The organism is Streptomyces sp. NPDC050535, from assembly GCF_044457665.1.
Classification (GTDB): Bacteria; Actinomycetota; Actinomycetes; order Streptomycetales; family Streptomycetaceae; genus Streptomyces.
Window position 1 is genome coordinate 16,346 of the sequence record NZ_JBITHE010000035.1, and the last position, 19,803, is coordinate 36,148.

Below are 19,803 nucleotides of genomic sequence, written 5' to 3' on the forward strand. Positions count from 1 at the left end.
GTGTAAGTCGGCCTCGGTGGTGGCTAATTGCTCGATTCGCGTCATGTGCCAAGCCTAGGACTGTGGAGGGTGCGGGGGGTGGCCGGGGGCGGTGCGGCGGGGTCACGGGCGGTGGCGGTCGCAGGCGGGGGCCGGGGCCGGCCACTGGGCCGAGGAGCCGGTGGGGCGCGGGCGCGGGGAGCCGGCGGAGCTGCCGATGGCGGGGGTGTCCGGGGCGGCGGGGCGGCGGCGGGAGTCGGGGCCGTGGGTGGTGCTGGGCGGCGCCGTGGGGGTGTGCGGAGCGCGTGGGGCGCGCAGGGCTGCTCCCCAGGCGCGTGGGCTGCGCTGGGCGGCGGTGGGCGGGGCGCCGGTCTGCAGTTGCTTCAGGAGCAGGGTGGCCGCGTAGGGGCTGGTGGCCGCGGCGGCCGCGATGCGGTGGGTGTAGCGCCTGCCGAGCCGGGCGCGCCAGCCGCCCGCCGTGTCCCGCCGGTCCTCGTTCTCGTCTTCGCCTTCGCGTGTGGGGGGCAGGGTGCGGGTGTTCGCCTGCCAGGCGGGGGCGACGTGGTGGGCCAGGGTGTGGCGCAGCCGGTAGCTGAGGCCGACCGGTGTGCCGTGGCTGGCCAGCAGGTGGTCCAGGACCAGGGCGCACTGCACGGCGAGGGTCATGCCGTGGCCGTGGGGCGGGCCGAAGGAGGCCAGTGCGTCGCCGACGACGAGGAACTGGTCGGGCCAGCGGCGCAGTTTCTCGTAGCGGCGCCAGCGGTTCTGGGTGCGGGTGCAGCTGTAGACGGGGCCCAGCGGGGTGGCGCCTTCGATGACGTCGCGCAGCAGCGGGTGGTTCAGGGTGCCCGCGCAGTGCAGCAGTTGCTGGTGGTCGGTGGGCGGGGGGGTGCCGTCGCCGGTGCTGAGCGACACCGACCAGCGGCCGCCTTCGACGGGGTTGAGGATGCCTTGGCGCGTGTTGGTGGGTGAGGCCATGAGGAACAGGCTTTTCCAGTCGGCGACATGGCCGATGGGCGGGGCGAACACGGCGGTGGCGTGGGCGGTGCGGGTGGTGGTGACGGTTTCCCTGGGGGGCTGGTAGCCGAGTTCGGCCAGCCACTGGGGGGCGCGTGAGCCGTGTCCGGAGGCGTCGACCACGAAGTCGGCGGATAACAGGCGTTTCGGGGTCCAGCCGTCGGGTGCCTTGCGGTCGCGGCGGCGTATCCATACGCCGGTGACGGTGTCGTGGCGGCCGCCCTGGAGGGCGACGGCCTCGTGGTCGGACGCGAAGGCGATTTTGGGGTCGGCGTGCAGCCGGTCGCGCAGGACCGCGTCGATCAGGTCGCGTCCTGCGCTGAGCATCGAGGCGGGCGCACCGGTGCGGGGCAGCCAGCCGGCCGGGCCGAGCAGCAGCATGTCCTGGGGGATGGCGACGCGGACCGCTCCGGCGCCGGTCAGGTCCCGGACGATGCCGGGGAACAGCTGCTCCAGGCCCTGGTGGGCGGCGGGCATGAGGCTGTGCGTGTGGCGTGCCTGGGGCACGCCCCGGCGGCGGCCGGGTCCGCGGGGCACCCAGTCGCGCTCGATCACGGTGACCCGGTCCATGAAGTTGGCCAGGGCCCGGGCCGCGGTGAGCCCGGCGAGGCTCGAGCCGATCACCACGGCGTGGCCGTGTCCGCCGCCTTGGCCGGCAACAGGTGCGTCCAGACTCAACTCGGCTGCCCCCCTTGTTGGTTGTGCTTGCATCATGCGGTGCCCGGCCGCCGGTGCGAGGGGGTTCGGCCGGTCAAAAGACGCTGCCTCGAGCGGGCTTCGAGGCCGCCTCGAGCGGGCGGGGCGCCCGCGACGGCCTCGCGGCGGGCCGGGCCCGCGGGTGCGGAGCGCCCACCAGGCACGCCGTCAGGCCCACTGCCAGACCACTGCCAGGGCCTTGTCCGGGCCTTGTCCGGGGCTGCGGCCGGCGGTGGCGGAGGCGCGGGCGCTGCGCGGGACGGCGCCGCGTGGTGGCGGGTGCGCGTGGGCGGCCCGGGTGCGGAAATGGCCGTAACCCGTTGTTCCGGGCCGGGTTCGGGGTGTGGCTGGCGGGTCGCAGGGCGGGAGGCGCCTGGAGTGGGCCCGTCCGGGGCAGGGCGGGTGCGCAGCTTCCCTTGGCGGCCGGGGACTTCGGGCTCGGCGTGCCCGGGGTGGGGCGGTTGCGCCGGCCGGGGTGTGGGGGTGGGCCGGGTGCTGTGTCCGGGGCGTGGGGGTGGCGGCCGGCATCCGCGGTGTGGTGCGCGGGTGCCGGCCGCCACGGGTGTCACGGGGTGGGGCGGGGCGGGGTGAGGGCCCGGTCCACCAGGGGGCCGGCGGCGCCGGTGTAGGTGGCGGGGTCGAGCAGGGCGGCTGCCTCGTCGCGGCTGAGCAGGCCGGTCAGTTGGGGCAGTGCGGCCAGGACGTCGGCCAGCGGGCGGCCGGTGTCGGTGGCGAGCTGGGTGGCCTGGGTCAGCAGGTCCTTGGCGGCCGCCCTGCCCAGGTGCGGAGCCAGGACGGCCGAGACCCGCTCGGAGACGAGCTGCCCGCCGGTCGCCTCGAGGTTGGCGCGCATCCGCTGGGGGTGGACGGTGAGCCCGCGGGCCAGTTCGCGGGCGGTGTAGGCGGCGCCGCCGGTGAGCCGCAGGCATTCGCGCAGCGGCTGCCACTCGGCGTGCCACACCCCGGCCGAGCGCTCGTCCTCGGCGGGCAGGCACTGGATCAGTACGGTGGCCAGGGCGGGTACCTGGAGGGCGGCGGAGCGGATCAGGGTCGCCAGGACGGGGTTGCGTTTGTGCGGCATCGCCGAGGAGGCGCCCCGGCCGGCGGCGGTGGGTTCGCTCACCTCGCCGATCTCGGTGCGGGTGAGGACCAGGACATCCGCGGCGATCTTGCCGAGGGCCCCGGCGGTGTGGGCGAGGGCGGCCGCCAGGTCGGCGACGGGGGTGCGCAGGGCGTGCCAGGGCAGTACGGGGTCGGCCAGGCCCGTCTCGTCGGCGAACGCGGCGCCCAGGCGGTCCAGTACGGCGGCGGGGTCCGCGTCGGCTCCGGCGTACTGGAGATAGCCGGCCAGGGTGCCGGCCGCGCCGCCGAGCGCCACCGGAAGCCCGCCGTGGGCGACCCTCTCCAGGCGTTCGGCGGCGTCCAGGACCAGTTGGCGCCAGCCCGCCGCCTTGAGTCCGAAGGTGGTGGGCACGGCGTGCAGGGCCAAGGTGCGGCCCGCCATCACGGTGTCGCGGTGGGTGGCCGCGAGAGCGGCCAGGTCGGCGGCCACCGCCCGCAGGTCCGCGACGATCAGGCCCAGCGCGCGCTGGGCGACCAGCATCGCGCCGGTGTCGAAGACGTCCTGGCTGGTCGAGCCGCGGTGCACGTACTCGGCGGCCTGCGGGGAGCGTGCAGCGACCTGTGCGGTCAGCGCCTTGACCAGGCCGACCACCGGGTTGGCGGTCTCCCGTGCGGCCAGGGCCAGTTCGCGGACGTCCAGCAGGTCCGCGTCGGCGGCCTCGGTGATGGTCTGGGCGGCGTGTGCGGGCACCGTGCCGCAGCGGGCCTGGGCGCGGGCCAGGGCCGCTTCCGCGTCGAGCATCGCCTGGAGCCAGGCGCGGTCGCCGACGGCGGCCTCGACGGGGGTGCCCGCCCGGACCGGCGAGAGGAGCCCGGCGTCCAGGTGGGCGGACAGGGTTCCCGTCCGCGGGGGTTCGTGCAGGGAGGTCATGCGCCTGCCTTCGCGTTCGGGGCCCTGCTCGGAGCCCTGCTCGGGGACGGGGTCGGGGTCGGGGTCGGGTGGTGGTGGGGGTCGGGGGGTGTGGTGGGGGTCGCGGGGGCTGTCGTGGGGGTGTCCGGCGCCGGCCGGGGTACGGCGAGGACGGCCGCCGCGATGGCGTCGGAGTCCTCCAGGGTGACCGAGCCGACGCCGGGTCTGATGCCCGCGGCGGTCACCCAGTGCACGGACTCGGTGGGCACCCCGTAGGCGAAGCGCCGCGGATGCGGTATGCCCCGGGCGTCGATCAGGCGGTAGGGCCGCTCGGACACGTCCAGGCCGCCGGTCTCGTAGTCTGCGCCGCCCGTGCCGGCCGCCGCGGGAATGCGGTAGGGGCGGCACTGTCCGGTGCGCAGCAGTTCCCTCATCAGGGGGTCCGCGGTGCGCCGCAGGTCGATCTCGGGCAGCCGGGCCTCGATGAGGACGGTGGCCCGTACCCGTACGTCGGGTATGTCGCTGGAGGTGGCGGTGAAGCAGGGGCCCAGCGGGTCGTCGGGGTCGGCGGTGACGTGCAGGCCGGGGCCGGTCACGTCGAGGATGCCCGCGTCCATGAGGGCGGCCATCTCCTCGATGCGGGAGGCCGGGGGGCCGATGGACAGATAGGCGTTGAGCGGGGTGTACCAGCGGTCCAGTGCGTCGCGGTGGGAGGCGGCGGACAGGCCGGCGTGGTCGACGGCGAGCCGCAGTTCGTTGCGCAGGTCGCGCAGGACGTCGAGCGCGGCCTTGACCGGTCCGCGGATGTTGCCCTCGCGGGCCAGCCGGACGTCGTCGTCCAGGCGCTCGCGCAGCCAGCCGCGGAAGGCGGCCAGGTCGCGGCATTCGCCGGGGCCGTAGGGGCGGGCGACGTGCTGCCAGTCCCAGCGCTCGGCCACGGCGATGCCCGCCTCGTCCAGGAGCCGGTCCTCGGCCGCTCCCGGCTCGGCGTGCAGGTAGCGGTCGGTGAACCGCGCCCGGGTGGAGGCCGGTTCGCCGCGCTGGGCGAGCAGGGCCGCGTAGTAGACGCTGCACACCTCCTTGGAGATCAGCGGCCACAGGTCGGCGGTGAAGTCGATGGCGGCATGGGGGGCGTCGCGGGCGCGCAGGGCCGCGATGTGCTCGGTGGTGAGCAGGCGGGGGAAGTAACGGCCGTGGGCACCCTTCTCGTTCTCGCCGCGTGCCTGGTAGGGCATGCCGCGCCGGGATCCGGCGTGCAGGTGCGGCTCGCGGCCCGAGGGCTGGTAGACGAGCCGGCCCCCGGTGCGGGTGAAGACGCCGCCCCGGCCCTGGGTGAACAGGGCCAGGTAGTCGAAGAAGTTGAGCCCCAGTCCGCGCAGCAGGACGTGCCGGCCCGGTTCGATGCCCGACAGGTCCACGTCGGCGGGGTTGGCGGGCGGCAGGTAGGTCAGGTCGTGCCGGCCGGCGAAGGCGGTCAGTTCCCGCTCGGTGTCGGTGAGCTGGGCCGGTACGTGTCCCTGGGCCAGGACGACCGCGGACAGCCCGGTCAGGCGGGTGCCGTCCTCCAGGACCACACTCTGGGCTCCCGCCCGTCCGCCCCCGTACTCGTACTCGTCGGCGTATTCGTCGCCGTACTCGTGCTGGTGTTCGTTGTCGTGCTCGTTCTCCAGGGCGACGGCCCGCAGGGCGTGCGTGTGTACCGTCACGTGGGCCGCACGGTTGGCGAGGACCTGGTGGAACACCCAGGTCAGGTAGGAGCCGTAGAGGGCACGGGTGGGATAGGTGTCCGGGCCCAGGCGGCGTACCTCGGCGAGGACCGCCTCGCTGTGGGGGACCTCCGGTCCGCTCTCCAGCGCGCTGGACTCCAGTTCCTTGGCCCACTGGTAGAGGCTGGGCCCCTCGTCCAGGGGGCCGTCGATACGGACGCTGGCGTCGGTGTAGACCGTCACCTGGGAGGCGACGGTGTTCATCAGCAGGTGGCGGGACTGCGTGGGACGCCACACCCGTCCCGAGCCCGGGGGGTCCGGGTCGACGACATGCACGGTGACGGTGTCCCAGCGGGGCGACTTCCGCTCCTGCGCACAGAGCCGTTCCAGTACGGACAGCCCTCGGGGTCCCGCACCGACGAGACACACCTCCAGATGTGCCCCCGCTCCGCCCCCGGCCTGGGGGGCGGCCTCCCGGGTCGCCGGGGGGCCCGGGAGAACCGGGTCCGCGGGTACCGGGTCCGCAAGAACCGGGTCCGAGGGGACCGGGTCCAACGGGGAAAACTGAACGGCCGCCGTTACATGCGGCCCTGCGGTGAGTCCGGCGCGTACTGCGCGTTGGCCTCCGTGCGTACCGTCGTCCACAGCGCCTCCTTCCTCGGCAACCGTCGGTGCAGACGCTCAACCAGGGCTCGGATCCCGGTGGAAGCGTGCTTGAGAAGCAGGAGCACCACCGGTGGCGCGGGCGGCCGGGGCCGGGGGCTGCCGTCACCGGGCTGCCGCACTGCCGTCACCGCCGTCGCGTGGGCCTCCTGCGCCCCTGCCCCGACGGGCCCGTAAGGCGGCCGGGTCCCGTTACAGCCGCGCGCGTCCGGGGCTGTACCCAGGCTCGAGATCCCGTCGTTACGTTCGGCGACAGGCGTATCCCCGGGAAATGGACTTTCGGCAGCCCGGGGTACGGCACTCGCATCCGGCAGGGGTGCGGGAAGGAACCCGGAGTTCTCCCGGGCAGGACAGGACGCGAATAGGGAGTTGTTCATGCTCCCGTATTTCCGCGATCCGGCTCTGTGGGGCGGTTGTTGACGCTCCCGCCTGCTCGCGGAACTCTCCGGGTGATCCGGGAAAACTTGTGGGAATCGCCGGGGGAATGGAAAGCACATGACAGCTGAATCCATCGAGAGAATCAGGGCCGACGCCCTCGGCGGCCGGTCCGAAACGGTTTCCGGGGATTCCTGAACCAGGGGTCGCCGAACCGGAGTCGATACGTCTTTCATCGGCCTGGGCATGGGGATCCGGTCGCACCGGCCGCCTCTCCCCCGGAGCCACCCGTCATGAATGAAATGAACTGCCGCTACCGGAACGGCCATCCACGCGTTCCGTGCCGGTCGCGGGAGCGAGTCACCTCATGCAGGAGATTCAATGAAGGTCCACCCGTGCCCCAGAAAACACGTCCAGGAGATCCCCGCCGCCGCCGGCTCCGCGCTGTGCGTCCGCTGTATCAGGCAGGCGGAGCACAACCTGCGCATCCTTCCTGCCCTCCACCAGGAAAGCCTGCACCACCTGTCACCGACCCCCAGGCGGACGAACCCGACGAAGGTCTCGGGGAGCCGTAACCGGGACCACCTGGATATTTCCGTGCTCGATGCCCGGCACAACATTCTCGCGATTCTCGAGTCCTGGTCGGGGATCGTCGTGGAGAAGCTCGGCCGTCATTCGCCGGACCGGTCCGTCCCCCAGCTGGCGCGGTTCCTGACGGTGAACCTGGAATGGATCACCGCTCAGCCCCCGGCGGCCGACTTCGCGGACGAGATCGACAGCATCGCCGCCGAGTTGCGCCGCACCATCGACCCCGACCCCAGCGACCTGTCCACGCTCACCAGGAAGTGCGTCGTGGACGACTGCACCGGGACGATCAGCGCCGCGCCGCAGCGGGGCGGCGGCAAAATCAGGAGCAGCATCGCCTGCTCGTCAGGACACTCATGGGAGATGCGCGAATGGCTCGCCCTGCGACAGCTCATAGAGCGGCAACGGAAGACTGTCAGCGCATGACCCGGCCGCCACGTCACCGGCTCGTCCCCACGAATGTGGCCGCCCTCGCCGTGGGCGTCACCGAGGCGACCATCCGGAAATGGGTGAGCCGGGGGAAGATAACCCGCTACGGCGCGCCGGGCCGCTCGGAGTTCGACATCGAGGAGCTCACCGAGATCGCCCTGCACCGCCAGCCCTGACGTCCCGGCGCCCTCGCCCGCGGCCGGTCTGCGCGACGGTGCGCGGCCGGCCCTCACGGGTGGGGGCCGGCCTGCATCCTGGCTCCCGCCCGCTCGCCCCGGCCGGGTGGGCGGGCGGGGGCGGGGAGTTCGGCGCGAGGGCCGGCGATCCGGGCTTGTCCCGGGCCGTCGGCGGCCGTGGTTGTGACGGTGCGCTTTCCGGTCCGGGCGGGGCCCGGCATCATCCGCGGGGTCCGCGGCCATCCCGGCGTCGCGGTGCCATAGTTTTCCGGCGTCGCGACCATCCCGGCGCCATAGCTTTCCCGGCGTCGCGGCCTTCCCTGCGTCGCGGTTTCCCCGCCGTAGCGGCTCCCCCGGTGTCACCGCGTCACCGCGTCACCGGCGCGGTGAACGTCCCTGCCGCTGGGCCGAGTTGCCGCGCGGCAGGCCGCGTACCGGCCGCAGCGGACTCCACCGCGCGCGCCGCCGCGCCGGAGGGCGGTCCGCGCCGCGGGCGGGCGTCCGCGTGGGTGCGGTTCGCCGGGGACACCCGTCCGCCCGGCCCGCCCATCGGCGCCGCCCCCACCAGGGCCCATCCAGGCGTGACGCCACCTCCGGGCAGGCCATCGGGCACTCAAGAAACCCGGACAGCCCCCGCTCGGGCCCCCTCAACGGCCGTACTCCAAGGGGGACATGACCGTGCGCCACTCCCCCGCCGCACGCCCTCAGCCAGGTCAACCGCCCCCGGCAGCGTCCATCCCCCGGCGCGGGCACTCCTCCTGACAGCCCGTCACCCTTCTTCGAGTGACCTACGTCACTCGGCGGTCTCTGGCGTGCGGGTCCGACCCGTGTCACTATTTGCGTACGTCTTCCCTGCCCAAAAATGGTTTCGGGTAAGGGAGTTGGCGGGCGGGACACGGTCCTTGCCCGATGCGACATCTGCCGTCCTGCGTCTTCCCGGTGACCATGCCCGGGCCGGCGAGGACTGTCTCTCCCTGTGGCCCGGTGACGGGCGCGGCCGGCCTGCGGGCCGGTGAACTCCCCTTGCCCCGCGCGGCGGTCGGCGCTGCGCGCACGGGCCGGTGTCCGCGGGAGACGCGGGCTGTGTGAAACCCGTCGGGGCATCCCCCTGGCCGTTGGATCCCCGCAGGTGACCACGCTCCGGGGGATTTCTGAATGGTTCGTTCCTTCCTAGAAATCTGGATGACGATCTCGATGCCCATACGACAAGGGGAGCTGAGTGCGTTGGCTATACCGACCTCAGCGGCGGGAGTATCAGAAAGCCACTGGGTACGCTCAGTCGGCACCGGCCGCGCCCATGCCAAGTCGATTCTGCTGGGAGAGCATGCGGTCGTTTACGGAGCCCCGGCGCTCGCTCTTCCCATTCCGCAGCTGCCGGTCACGGCGAGTGCCGGATGGTCCTCCGGCCCCGCGCGTGAACCGGGCGGTGTGTCCTTCACGATGACCGGTTCCGCCTGGCGGCAGGTGGGGACGCAGGGCTCGGAGGGGCTGCGCCGGATGGTCGCGGAGTTCCGGGCGCAGTCGCAGGGGGTGGACGCCCCGCACCTCGACGTGATCATCGACGGGGCGGTGCCGCCCGGCAGGGGGCTCGGCTCCAGCGCGGCGTGCGCGCGGGCGGTCGTGTGGGCCCTGGCCGACCTCTTCGGCCGGCAGCTCAGTGAGCGGGCGGCGTTCGACCTGGTGCAGACGGCCGAGAACGTGGTGCACGGCAGGTCCAGCGGTGTCGACGCGATGACGGTCGGCGCATCCGCCCCGCTGCTGTTCCAGGCGGGCGAGGCCCGGGAGCTGGGCGTGGGCTGCGAGGGTTTGTTCGTCATCGCGGACAGCGGGGTGGTGGGCAGTACCAAGGACGCGGTCGACCTGCTGCGGGAGGGATTCCGCCGCCATGCGGGGGCGCAGGAGAGCTTCGTGCGCCGGGCCACCGAGCTGACCGAGGAGGCCCGCCTCGCTCTGGCCGACGGCAAGCCGGAGGAACTCGGCTCACGCCTCACCGACTACCACGACCTGCTGCGGGCGGCCGGGCTCAGTACCGACCGCATCGAGGCACTGGTGGGGGCCGCGCTCGCGGCGGGCAGCCTCGGCGCCAAGATCACCGGAGGGGGTCTGGGCGGCTGCGTGATCGCGCTGACCCAGCCGGAACGGGCCCGTGAGGTCACCCGGCAACTGCACGACGCCGGCGCCGTGCAGAGCTGGGTCGTGCCGCTGAAGCGGGCCGTCGGCCATGGCTGAGCGGCGGACCACACTGACCGGCCCGCGCCGGCAGGACCACAGCGCCGGGGCGACCGCGATCGCGCACCCGAACATCGCGCTGGTCAAGTACTGGGGCAAGCGGGACGAGCAGCTGATGCTGCCCCGCACGGACAGCCTGTCGATGACTCTGGACATCTTCCCCACCACCACCCGGGTCCGCCTGGACGCCGGCGCCGGGCAGGACGCGGTGACCTTCAACGGCCGGCCCGCCACCGGCGAGGCGCGGCAGCGCATCGTCGCCTTCCTCGACCTGGTGCGGGAACGCTCCGGGCTGGGCGAGCGGGCGGTGGTGGACACCGAGAACACCGTGCCCACCGGGGCGGGCCTGGCCTCGTCCGCCAGCGGCTTCGCCGCGCTGGCGGTGTCCGCGGCGGCCGCCTACGGGCTGGGTCTGGATGCCACCGCGCTGTCCCGGCTGGCCCGGCGCGGCTCGGGATCCGCCTCGCGGTCCCTGTTCGGCGGGTTCGCCGTCTGGCACGCCGGGGCGGCCGGCGCCGGCGCCGCGGAGGCGGACCTGAGCTCCTACGCGGAGCCGGTGCCGGCCGCGCGGCTGGATCCGGCGCTGGTGATCGCGGTGGTCAACGCGGGCCCCAAGGCGGTGTCCAGCCGTACCGCGATGCGCCGCACCGTGGACACCTCGCCGCTCTACGCGCCGTGGGCCGCCTCCAGCGGGGACGACCTCAGGGGCATGCGGGCGGCGCTGAGCCGCGGCGACCTGGACGCGGTGGGTGAGATCGCCGAGCGCAACGCGCTCGGGATGCACGCCACGATGCTGGCGGCGCGCCCCGCGGTGCGTTACCTGTCACCGGCCACGCTGACCGTGCTGGACAGTGTCCTGGAGCTGCGGCGCAACGGGATCGCGGCCTACGCGACCATGGACGCCGGGCCGAACGTCAAGGTGCTGTGCCGGCGCACGGACGCCGAGAGGGTGGCCCGGATGGTGCGCGAGGCCGCCGCGGGCGGCGCGGTGCACATCGCCGGCCCGGGACCCGGGGCCCGCCTGCTGCCCGGGGACGCGCCGTGACCTCGCCGGAGACGGTGGTACGGCGTGCGCCGGGCAAGCTGTTCGTCGCCGGCGAGTACGCGGTGGTGGAGAGCGGCACCCCGGCGGTCCTGGTCGCGGTGGACCGGCAGATCACCGTCACCGTGTCCCGCGCCGACGGGCCCGGCGTGCTGATCTCCTCCGACCTCACCCCGCGTGCGGTGCGCTCCCGGTGGCGGCAGGGCCGCCTCGTCCCCGCCGGCACCGGCCCGGAGACAGGCGGGGAGCACACGCGCAGTGCGCTGGCGCATGTGATGGCGGCCGTCGAGACGGTGGGCCGGCTGCTGTCGGAGCACGGCCTGCCCCTTCCCGACCTGAGCCTGTCGGTCAGCAGCACCCTGCACGAGGGCGGCAGGAAACTGGGCCTGGGCTCCAGCGGCGCGGTGACCGTCGCGAGTGTGGCGGCCGTCGCGGCCTTCAGCGGGCTGCACCTCACCCGCGACGCCCGGTTCCGCCTGGCGCTGCTGGCCACCGCCGGGATCGACCCCAAGGGCTCCGGCGGTGACCTCGCCGCCAGTACCTGGGGCGGCTGGGTCACCTACCGGGCGCCCGACCGGGCCCACGTCCTTGACCTGGCCGGGCGCCGGGGCGTCGCGGAGGCCCTGCGCGCCGACTGGCCCGGCTACGGCGTGCGCCGGCTGCCGCCGCCGGAGGGCCTGTGCCTGGAGGTCGGCTGGACCGGGAACCCGGCCTCCACCACCTCCCTGGTGGCCGGCCTGCACCGGCGGACCTGGCGGGGCACCCCCTCGCACCACAAGTTCGTGGCGACCTCCACCGACGTGGTCAACGGCGCGGTCGCGGCCCTGGAGGCCGGTGACAGCGGCGCCCTGCTGCACCAGATCCGCCGGGCCCGCCAGGAACTGGCCCGCCTGGACGACGAGGTCGCTCTCGGCATCTTCACCCCCCAGCTGAGGGCCCTGTGCGAGGCGGCCGAGAGCGTCGGCGGCGCGGCCAAGCCCTCGGGCGCCGGCGGCGGCGACTGCGGCATCGCCCTGCTGGACGCACACACACCGCACGACATCTCCCACGTACGGCAACGGTGGGCCGCGGCCGGGGTCCTGCCCCTGCCGCTGCGTCCCGCCATGGAAGGGATCGAGGAATGAGCGCTCAGCGCAAGGACGACCACGTCCGGCTCGCCATCGAGCAGCAGCACACCCGCAGCACCGTCAACCAGTTCGACGAGGTGTCCTTCGTCCACCACGCGCTGGCCGGCATCGACCGGCCGGAGGTGTCGCTGGCCACGTCGTTCGCCGGGATCTCCTGGCCGGTGCCGCTCTACATCAACGCGATGACCGGCGGCAGTGCCCACACCGGGGCCATCAACCGGGACCTGGCGATCGCCGCCCGCGAGACCGGCGTGCCCATCGCGTCGGGGTCGGTGAACGCCTACTTCAAGGACCCCTCGTGCGCGGGCACCTTCCGGGTGCTGCGCGAGGAGAACCCGGACGGGTTCGTGATGGCCAACGTGAACGCGACGGCCACCACCGACAACGCGCGCCGGGCTGTCGACCTGCTGGGGGCGAACGCCCTGCAGATCCACCTCAACACCGCCCAGGAGACGGCGATGCCCGAGGGCGACCGGTCCTTCTCCTCCTGGGTCGGGCAGATCGCGGAGATCTGCGCGGCGGTCGACGTCCCCGTGATCGTCAAGGAGGTCGGCAACGGGCTGAGCCGGGAGACCGTGGTGACGCTGCAGAACCTGGGCGTGCGGGCGGCCGACCTCAGCGGCCGCGGCGGCACCGACTTCGCCCGTATCGAGAACGGCCGCCGGGAGCTGGCCGACTACGCCTTCCTGCACGGCTGGGGACAGTCGACGGCGGCCTGTCTGCTGGACGCGCAGGGTGTCAGCCTGCCCGTGCTGGCCTCCGGCGGGGTGCGCGACCCGCTCGATGTGGCCCGCGCGCTGGCGCTGGGCGCCCGCGGCGTGGGCGTGTCCGGCGGGTTCCTGCGCACCCTGCTGGACGGCGGGGTCACCGCGCTGGTCGCGCAGATCTCCACCTGGCTGGACCAGCTGGCGGCCCTGCAGACCATGCTCGGCGCCCGCACCCCGCACGACCTCACCCGCTGCGACCTGCTGGTCCAGGGCAGCCTGCGGTCCTTCTGCGCCGACCGCGGCATCCAGACGCGGCAGCTGGCCCAGCGTTCCAGCTCCATCGACGCCCTCCGCGAGATGACGGGAAGCACACGATGACCGACGCACACGCGATAGCCGGGGTCCCGATGAAGTGGGTGGGGCCCCTTCGTATTTCCGGGAACGTCGCCACCACCGAGACCCATGTCCCGCTCGCCACCTACGAGTCGCCGCTGTGGCCCTCGGTGGGCCGCGGCGCGAAGGTGTCGATGCTGGCCCCCCAGGGCATCGTCGCCACCCTCGTGGACGAGCGGATGACCCGCTCGGTGCTCGTGGAGGCCACCGACGCGGCCACCGCCTACGCGGCCGCGCAGAGCATCCAGGCGCGGACCGAGGAGCTGCGCGAGGTGGTGCGCGGGTGCAGCAGGTTCGCCGAACTCATCGGCATCCGGCACGAGATCACCGCCAACCTGCTGTTCATCCGCTTCGAGTTCTCCACCGGCGACGCCTCCGGGCACAACATGGCCACCCTCGCCTCCGACGCACTCCTGGGGCACCTGCTGGAGACCGTCCCGGGCATCTCCTACGGGTCGATCTCGGGGAACTACTGCACGGACAAGAAGGCCACCGCCATCAACGGCATCCTGGGGCGCGGCAAGAACGTGGTCACCGAACTCCTGGTGCCGCGCGAGGTGGTCACCACCGTCCTGCACACCACGGCCGCCAAGATCGTGCAGCTGAACATCCGCAAGAACCTGCTGGGCACCCTGCTGGCCGGCGGCATCCGCTCGGCCAACGCCCACTTCGCGAACATGCTGCTGGGCTTCTACCTGGCCACCGGCCAGGACGCGGCGAACATCGTCGAGGGGTCCCAGGGCATCACGTTGGCCGAGGACCGCGACGGCGACCTCTACTTCTCCTGCACGCTGCCCAACCTGATCGTGGGCACCGTGGGCAACGGCAAGGGCCTGGGCTTCGTGGAGACGAACCTGACCCGGCTCGGCTGCCGGGCCGAGCGCGAGACGGGCGCCAACGCCCGCCGCCTGGCCGTCATCGCCGCGGCGACCGTGCTGTGCGGGGAGCTCTCGCTGCTCGCCGCGCAGACCAACCCCGGTGAACTCATGCACGCACACGTCCGGATGGAACGCGACCACAAGACCGCAAAGGTTGGTGCATAGGGCATGTCCATCTCCATCGGAATCCACGATCTGTCGTTCGCGACCGCCGAGTTCGTCCTGCCGCACGCGGCGCTCGCCGCCCACAACGGCACCGACATCGGCAAATACCATGTCGGCATCGGCCAGGAGTCGATGAGCGTGCCCGCCGCCGACGAGGACATCGTGACCATGGCCGCGGCGGCCGCCGCCCCGGTCATCGCCCGGCACGGCGCCGACCGCATCCGCACCGTCGTCTTCGCCACCGAGTCCTCCATCGACCAGGCCAAGTCCGCCGGCGTCTACGTCCACTCCCTGCTCGGGCTGCCCTCGGCGACCCGGGTCGTGGAACTCAAGCAGGCCTGCTACGGGGCGACCGCCGCCCTGCAGTTCGCCATCGGCCTCGTCCACCGTGACCCCGCACAGCAGGTCCTCGTGATCGCCAGCGACGTCTCCAAGTACGACCTGGACTCCCCCGGCGAGGCCACCCAGGGCGCCGCCGCGGTCGCCATGCTCATCTCCGCCGACCCCGCCCTGCTGCGCGTCGAGGACCCCTCCGGCCTGTTCACCGCCGACGTCATGGACTTCTGGCGGCCCAACTACCGCGACAGCGCGCTGGTCGACGGGCAGGAGTCCATCAACGCCTACCTGCAGGCCGTCCAGGGCACCTGGAAGGACTACGCGGAGCAGGACGGCCGCGCGCTGGGCGAGTTCGCCGCCATCTGCTACCACCAGCCGTTCACGAAGATGGCCTACAAGGCCCACCGCCACCTGCTGAACTACTGCGGATACGACACCGGCAAGGACGCCGTCGCCGACGTCATCGGGCTCACCACCGCCTACAACACCGTGGTCGGCAACAGCTACACCGCCTCCGTCTACCTCGCCCTGGCCGCACTCCTGGACCAGGCCGAGGATTTGACCGGCCAGTTGATCGGCTTCCTCAGCTACGGCTCGGGCAGCGTCGCGGAGTTCTTCTCCGCGAGCGTCGTCGCCGACTACCGCGAGCACCTGCGGACCAAGGAGAACCTCCAGGCGATCGACCGCCGCGAGGTCCTCGACTACGCCGGCTACCGCGCCCTGCACGAGCGGTCCTTCCCCGCCGACGGCGGCGACCACCCCACCCCCGCCCAGACCACCGGCCCCTTCCGGCTGGCCGGCCTCAGCGGCCACAAGCGGATCTACGAAACCCGCTGAACCGCCTCTGCGGCGCCTCCCCGGCAGACCCGGGAGGCGCCCCCTGCGCCACCCCGTCCCCGCGCAGGGGCGCCCCGCACCACCCGCCCCTGCGCGGGGACATGTACATCGCCGTGTCCCCGCCGGCCCATCACACCGCTGTTCACCGACCACTCGAAGGGAGGGCACACGCATGATGGACGTCAGCATCATCGGAACGGGTGCCTACGTGCCGGACCGGATCGTCTCCAACGCCGAGGTCGGTGCACCGGCCGGGGTCGACGACGAATGGATCTGGCGCAAGACCGCGATCCGCGAACGCCGCTGGGCCGCCCCCGAACAGGCCACCTCCGACCTGGCCACCGCCGCGGCACGGGCCGCGCTGAAGTCGGCCGGCATCACCGCCGAGCAGCTGTCCGTGATCGCGGTCGCCACCTCCACCCCCGACCGGCCCCAGCCGCCCACCGCCGCCTACGTCCAGCGCAACCTCAACATCTCCGGCACCGCCGCCTTCGACGTCAACGCGGTCTGCTCCGGCACCGTGTTCGCGCTCTCCGCGGTCGGCAGCGTCATCCTGCGGCGCGGCGGCTACGCCCTGGTCATCGGCGCGGACGTGTACTCGCGCATCCTGAACCCGGCCGACCGAAAGACGGTCATCCTCTTCGGCGACGGCGCCGGCGCGATGGTCCTGGCCCCCACCACCCGGGGCCCCCTCATCCGTCACGTCGCCCTGCACACCTTCGGTGAACTCGCCGACCTCATCCAGGTCCCCGGCGGCGGCAGCCGCACCCCCCTGGACCAGGAAGCCCTCGACGCCGGCCGGCAGTACTTCACCATGGACGGACGCGAAGTACGCCGCTTCGTCGTGGAACAACTCCCCCAGCTGATCAAGGAGTTCCTCCACGAGGCCGGCGTCGAGCCCGCCGACATCAGCCACTTCATCCCCCACCAGGCCAACGGCGTCATGCTCGACCAGGTCTTCCCCGAACTGGCCATGCCGCGGGCCACCATGCACCGCACCCTCACCCACTACGGCAACACCGGCGCCGCCTCCATCCCCATCACCCTGGACGCGGCCGCCCGACGCGGCGCCTTCCGCCCCGGCGAACTGATCCTCCTCGCCGGCTTCGGCGGCGGCATGGCAGCGAACTTCGCCCTGGTCCAGTGGTGACCACACCAACACCGGTGGCGGTGGCGGCACAGGGGCCGGGAGCCCGGCCCCTGTGACCGCGCCCCCCGCACCCCGCGCGAACGGGGCCGGGCAGGGCGGTACTGCGCGCGCAGGGTCGGGGTCGGGGTAATCACCCGGCGAGACGTCACAGGGCGCCGATGAGCCGGGCGGAGCGTTCACGGACCGGCGCCGGGCGCAGCCCGCTCGCGCCGGGGCGCCCGTCAGCCCGCGCCGGGGGCGCGGTGTCCGGTGTCGTAGGCGGGCCACAGTTCACGGGCCAGGAGGAGTTCCGCGCCGGACAGCGGAAGGTCCGGGCGCAGCCGCTCGGGGTGGGCGGGCGGCGGTCCCGCAGGTCCCGGCGGCAGCAGGCGCAGTCCGCCCGGGGCGTAGCGGGCGAAGGGGCCCGAGGCGTGCGGGGCGGGCGACTGCAGGGCGTGGAAGCAGGCCGGGTGGCCGGCGTAGGCGGCGCCGGCGGCCACCAGGGACCGCCACAGATGCCGCAGGCAGTGGTCCGCCGCCCGCCGACCGCCCCGCAGCAACCGATTCATGTCCGCCCCCTCTGCCGCTCCGTGGCAGCTTCGCTGTCGGCTGCCTCTCCAGGCTTCCAAGGACCGCTCGCGGCCCGGTGGAGGAACGGCAGGAAACCACCCCACCCCTGACCGGGCCGGGCCGGGCCGGGCCGGTCAGGGGTGGGTGGTGAGGGCGGGCCGGGTGCTGAGGGAGTCCAGGACGGCGCGGTGGATCTCCAGCGTCGCCGTCGAGCGGTTGAGGGTGATGTAGTGCAGCCCGGGGGCGCCTTCGGCCAGCAGGCGCCGGGCCATGGCGGTGGCGTGGGCGACACCGATGCGGTGGCCCTCGTCGGGGTTGCCGCGCGCGGCCTGCAGGCGGTGCGCCAGCTCCTCGGGGAAGGAGGCGCCGCTGAGCTCGGCGAAGCGGCTGATCTGGCGGACGTCGGTGGCCGGCATGATCTCGGGAATGATCGGGGTGTCACAGCCCGCGGCGGCCAGCCGGTCGCGCAGCCGCAGATAGTCCTCGACGTGGAAGAACATCTGGGTGATGGCGTAGTCGGCGCCCGCGGCGCACTTGGCGGCGAAGTGCCGGATGTCGCTGTCCCAGTCCGCGGAGCGCGGATGGCGTTCGGGGAAGGCGGCCACCCCGACGCTGAACCGGCCCGACTCCTTGACCAGGCGCACCAGTTCATGGGCGTGGGTGAAACCGTCGGGGTGCGCGGTCCAGGGCGCGTTCGGGTCGCCGGGCGGGTCACCGCGCAGCGCCAGGATGTCCCGGACGCCGGCGTCGGCGTACTGGCCGATGATGCGGCGCAGTTCGGCCGTCGAGTGCCCCACCGCGGTCAGATGGGCGACCGGGCGCAGGGTGGTCTCGGCCGCGATCCGTTTGGTCACCTCCACGGTGCGCTCCCGCGAGGAGCCGCCGGCCCCGTAGGTGACCGAGACGAAGGCCGGTGCCAGCGTCTCGATCCGGCGGATCGCCTGCCACAGCGACCGGGCTCCCGCCTCGGTCTTCGGCGGGAAAAACTCGAAGGAGAAGGACGGGGCATCCCGGTCCAGGATGTCGCGCAGGGTGGTCACGGCCGGCCTCCGGCGGTGAGGGAGCCGCCGCCAGGGCGGCCCCAGTGTTTCCAGCGGGGACAAAAGCGTTGGGGGTGCTGGGCGTGCTGGGGGATGTGTCCGGGCCGGCCGCGTGATGGTGCTGCGGGAGTTCCCGGGGCCCGCCGCGGAACGCCGGAAGCCGGAAGCCGGCCGCCGGTTCCCGCCACCGGCCGCCCGTCTCCCGCACGGCCGGCCGGTGGCGGGGTCAGATGCCTGCGGCGGCCCTGAGCCCGGGGACGCGGTCGGTGCGCTCCCAGGTGAAGTCCGGCAGTTCGCGGCCGAAGTGGCCGTAGGCGGCGGTCTGGGCGTAGATCGGGCGCAGCAGGTCCAGGTCGCGGATGATCGCGGCCGGGCGGAGGTCGAAGACCTCGGTGATGGCCTTCTCGATCAGGCCGGGGTCGACGGTGTGGGTGTCGAAGGTCTCCACGAACAGGCCCACCGGCTCGGCCCTGCCGATCGCGTAGGCGACCTGGACCTCGCAGCGGGCCGCGAGCCCCGCGGCGACGACGTTCTTGGCGACCCAGCGCATCGCGTAGGCGGCGGAACGGTCCACCTTGGAGGGGTCCTTGCCGGAGAACGCGCCGCCGCCGTGGCGGGCCATCCCGCCGTACGTATCGATGATGATCTTGCGGCCGGTGAGGCCGGCGTCGCCCATCGGGCCGCCGATCTCGAAGCGGCCGGTCGGGTTGACCAGCAGGCGGTAGTCCTCGGTGTCCAGCTTGATGCCGTCTCCCGCGAGACCGACCAGGACATGGTGGACGACCTCCCGGCGGACATCGGGGGTCAGTTGTGCGGCCAGGTCGACGCCGGCGGCGTGCTGGGTGGAGACCACGACCGTGTCCAGGCGCACCGGCTTGTCGCCGTCGTACTCGATGGTGACCTGTGTCTTGCCGTCCGGGCGCAGGTAGGGGAGGGTGCCGTCCTTGCGGACCTGGGCCAGGCGGCGCGACAGCCGGTGGGCCAGCTCGATGGGCAGCGGCATCAGGTTCGGCGTCTCGTTCGTCGCGTAGCCGAACATCAGGCCCTGGTCGCCCGCTCCCTGCCGGTCCAGGGCGTCCCCCTGCGCTTCCGCGCTGCCGCCGGCCGGGTGCGCGGTCCGTTGTTCCAGGGCGGTGTCGACGCCCTGGGCGATGTCCGGGGACTGGGCGCCGATGGACACCGAGACGCCGCAGGAGGCGCCGTCGAAGCCCTTGGCGGAGGAGTCGTAGCCGATGTCCAGGACGGCCTCGCGCACCAGTTGGGCCAGGGGCGCGTACGCCTTCGTGGTGACCTCGCCCGCGAGGTGGACCTGTCCCGTGGTGATCAGGGTCTCCACCGCGACGCGGGAGGCGGGGTCCTGGCGCAGCAGCGCGTCCAGCACGGTGTCGCTGATCCGGTCGGCGATCTTGTCGGGATGCCCTTCGGTCACGGACTCCGAGGTGAACAGACGACGGGACATGTCTCTCCAGACGGTTGCAACCCACAGGCCGGGGGACGGCGCCGGCGGCCCGGGTGCCCTCACCCGTGCCACAGCCACCCTGCACAACGGCGGACGAGGCACGCTGGAAGAGCGGCGGAAGGGGAGTGGAGACCCCCTGCTCCCCCGTCGCTCCGCTTCCCCGTGCACGGCTCCGGGCGGGGGGGGGGCCCCCCCCCCCCCCCCCGGGGGGCGCGGGGGGCGGGGGGGGCGCGGGGCGCGGGGGCGCGGGGGGGGGGGGGGGGGGCTGTGGTGGGGGGGGGGCGGGGGGCAGG

Annotated in this window: 15 protein-coding genes; 9 read left to right on the forward strand and 6 right to left on the reverse strand. The window is 73.5% G+C overall.

The window, feature by feature from the left end:
- Window positions 1-102 precede the first annotated feature (102 nt).
- The 3 genes from ACIBLC_RS39160 to ACIBLC_RS39170 all read right to left on the reverse strand — a co-directional run bounded on the left by ACIBLC_RS39160 (window position 103) and on the right by ACIBLC_RS39170 (window position 5,799).
- Window positions 103-1,674, reverse strand: a complete 1,572-nt coding sequence (locus ACIBLC_RS39160) for an FAD-dependent monooxygenase (protein ID WP_399216257.1) — start codon at window positions 1,672-1,674, stop codon at window positions 103-105.
- Between the two features lie 583 nt (window positions 1,675-2,257).
- Window positions 2,258-3,685: a 3-carboxy-cis,cis-muconate cycloisomerase gene (gene pcaB, locus ACIBLC_RS39165; RefSeq protein ID WP_399216258.1), complete on the reverse strand. Its 1,428-nt coding sequence runs from the start codon at window positions 3,683-3,685 to the stop codon at window positions 2,258-2,260.
- Entirely contained in the window at window positions 3,682-5,799 is a 2,118-nt protein-coding gene (locus ACIBLC_RS39170) for an FAD/NAD(P)-binding protein (protein ID WP_399216259.1), read from the reverse strand. Before ACIBLC_RS39170 ends, pcaB begins: the two co-directional genes overlap by 4 nt.
- 990 nt (window positions 5,800-6,789) lie before the next feature.
- Between ACIBLC_RS39170 and ACIBLC_RS39175 the strand changes: the two genes are divergently transcribed.
- From ACIBLC_RS39175 to ACIBLC_RS39215, 9 genes are all read left to right on the forward strand, one after another.
- On the forward strand, window positions 6,790-7,419 hold the full coding sequence (locus ACIBLC_RS39175) for a hypothetical protein (protein WP_399216260.1): 630 nt from the start codon (window positions 6,790-6,792) through the stop codon (window positions 7,417-7,419).
- Window positions 7,416-7,598, forward strand: coding sequence for a hypothetical protein (locus ACIBLC_RS39180; RefSeq protein WP_399216261.1), 183 nt, complete (start codon window positions 7,416-7,418; stop codon window positions 7,596-7,598). The genes ACIBLC_RS39175 and ACIBLC_RS39180 overlap by 4 nt, the downstream gene beginning before the upstream one ends.
- 1,194 nt (window positions 7,599-8,792) lie before the next feature.
- Window positions 8,793-9,827, forward strand: a complete 1,035-nt coding sequence (gene mvk, locus ACIBLC_RS39185; protein WP_399216262.1) for a mevalonate kinase — start codon at window positions 8,793-8,795, stop codon at window positions 9,825-9,827.
- The gene (gene mvaD / locus ACIBLC_RS39190; RefSeq protein WP_399216263.1) at window positions 9,820-10,872 is read left to right on the forward strand and encodes a diphosphomevalonate decarboxylase; all 1,053 of its coding nucleotides are present in this window, start codon (window positions 9,820-9,822) and stop codon (window positions 10,870-10,872) included. Before mvk ends, mvaD begins: the two co-directional genes overlap by 8 nt.
- Window positions 10,869-11,993 (forward strand): phosphomevalonate kinase, encoded by a 1,125-nt coding sequence (locus tag ACIBLC_RS39195; RefSeq protein WP_399216264.1) that lies wholly within the window; start codon window positions 10,869-10,871, stop codon window positions 11,991-11,993. The genes mvaD and ACIBLC_RS39195 overlap by 4 nt, the downstream gene beginning before the upstream one ends.
- Window positions 11,990-13,081, forward strand: coding sequence for a type 2 isopentenyl-diphosphate Delta-isomerase (gene fni / locus ACIBLC_RS39200; protein ID WP_399216265.1), 1,092 nt, complete (start codon window positions 11,990-11,992; stop codon window positions 13,079-13,081). The genes ACIBLC_RS39195 and fni overlap by 4 nt, the downstream gene beginning before the upstream one ends.
- A complete protein-coding gene (locus ACIBLC_RS39205) occupies window positions 13,078-14,139 on the forward strand; it encodes a hydroxymethylglutaryl-CoA reductase (protein ID WP_399216266.1) in 1,062 nt (353 codons plus the stop codon). The genes fni and ACIBLC_RS39205 overlap by 4 nt, the downstream gene beginning before the upstream one ends.
- Window positions 14,140-14,142: 3 nt before the next feature.
- Window positions 14,143-15,312 carry a hydroxymethylglutaryl-CoA synthase gene (locus tag ACIBLC_RS39210; protein WP_399216267.1) on the forward strand — a complete coding sequence of 390 codons (1,170 nt, stop codon included), beginning with the start codon at window positions 14,143-14,145 and terminating at the stop codon, window positions 15,310-15,312.
- Between the two features lie 172 nt (window positions 15,313-15,484).
- On the forward strand, window positions 15,485-16,462 hold the full coding sequence (locus ACIBLC_RS39215) for a 3-oxoacyl-ACP synthase III family protein (RefSeq protein ID WP_399216268.1): 978 nt from the start codon (window positions 15,485-15,487) through the stop codon (window positions 16,460-16,462).
- A gap of 221 nt (window positions 16,463-16,683) precedes the next feature.
- Here the strand turns inward: ACIBLC_RS39215 and ACIBLC_RS39220 are convergent, their stop codons facing one another.
- From ACIBLC_RS39220 to metK, 3 genes are all read right to left on the reverse strand, one after another.
- On the reverse strand, window positions 16,684-17,010 hold the full coding sequence (locus ACIBLC_RS39220; protein WP_399216269.1) for a DUF6059 family protein: 327 nt from the start codon (window positions 17,008-17,010) through the stop codon (window positions 16,684-16,686).
- 135 nt (window positions 17,011-17,145) lie between these two features.
- A complete protein-coding gene (gene metF / locus ACIBLC_RS39225; RefSeq protein WP_399216270.1) occupies window positions 17,146-18,051 on the reverse strand; it encodes a methylenetetrahydrofolate reductase [NAD(P)H] in 906 nt (301 codons plus the stop codon).
- Between the two features lie 226 nt (window positions 18,052-18,277).
- Window positions 18,278-19,510: a methionine adenosyltransferase gene (gene metK / locus ACIBLC_RS39230; RefSeq protein ID WP_399216271.1), complete on the reverse strand. Its 1,233-nt coding sequence runs from the start codon at window positions 19,508-19,510 to the stop codon at window positions 18,278-18,280.
- Between the last annotated feature and the right edge of the window lie 293 nt (window positions 19,511-19,803).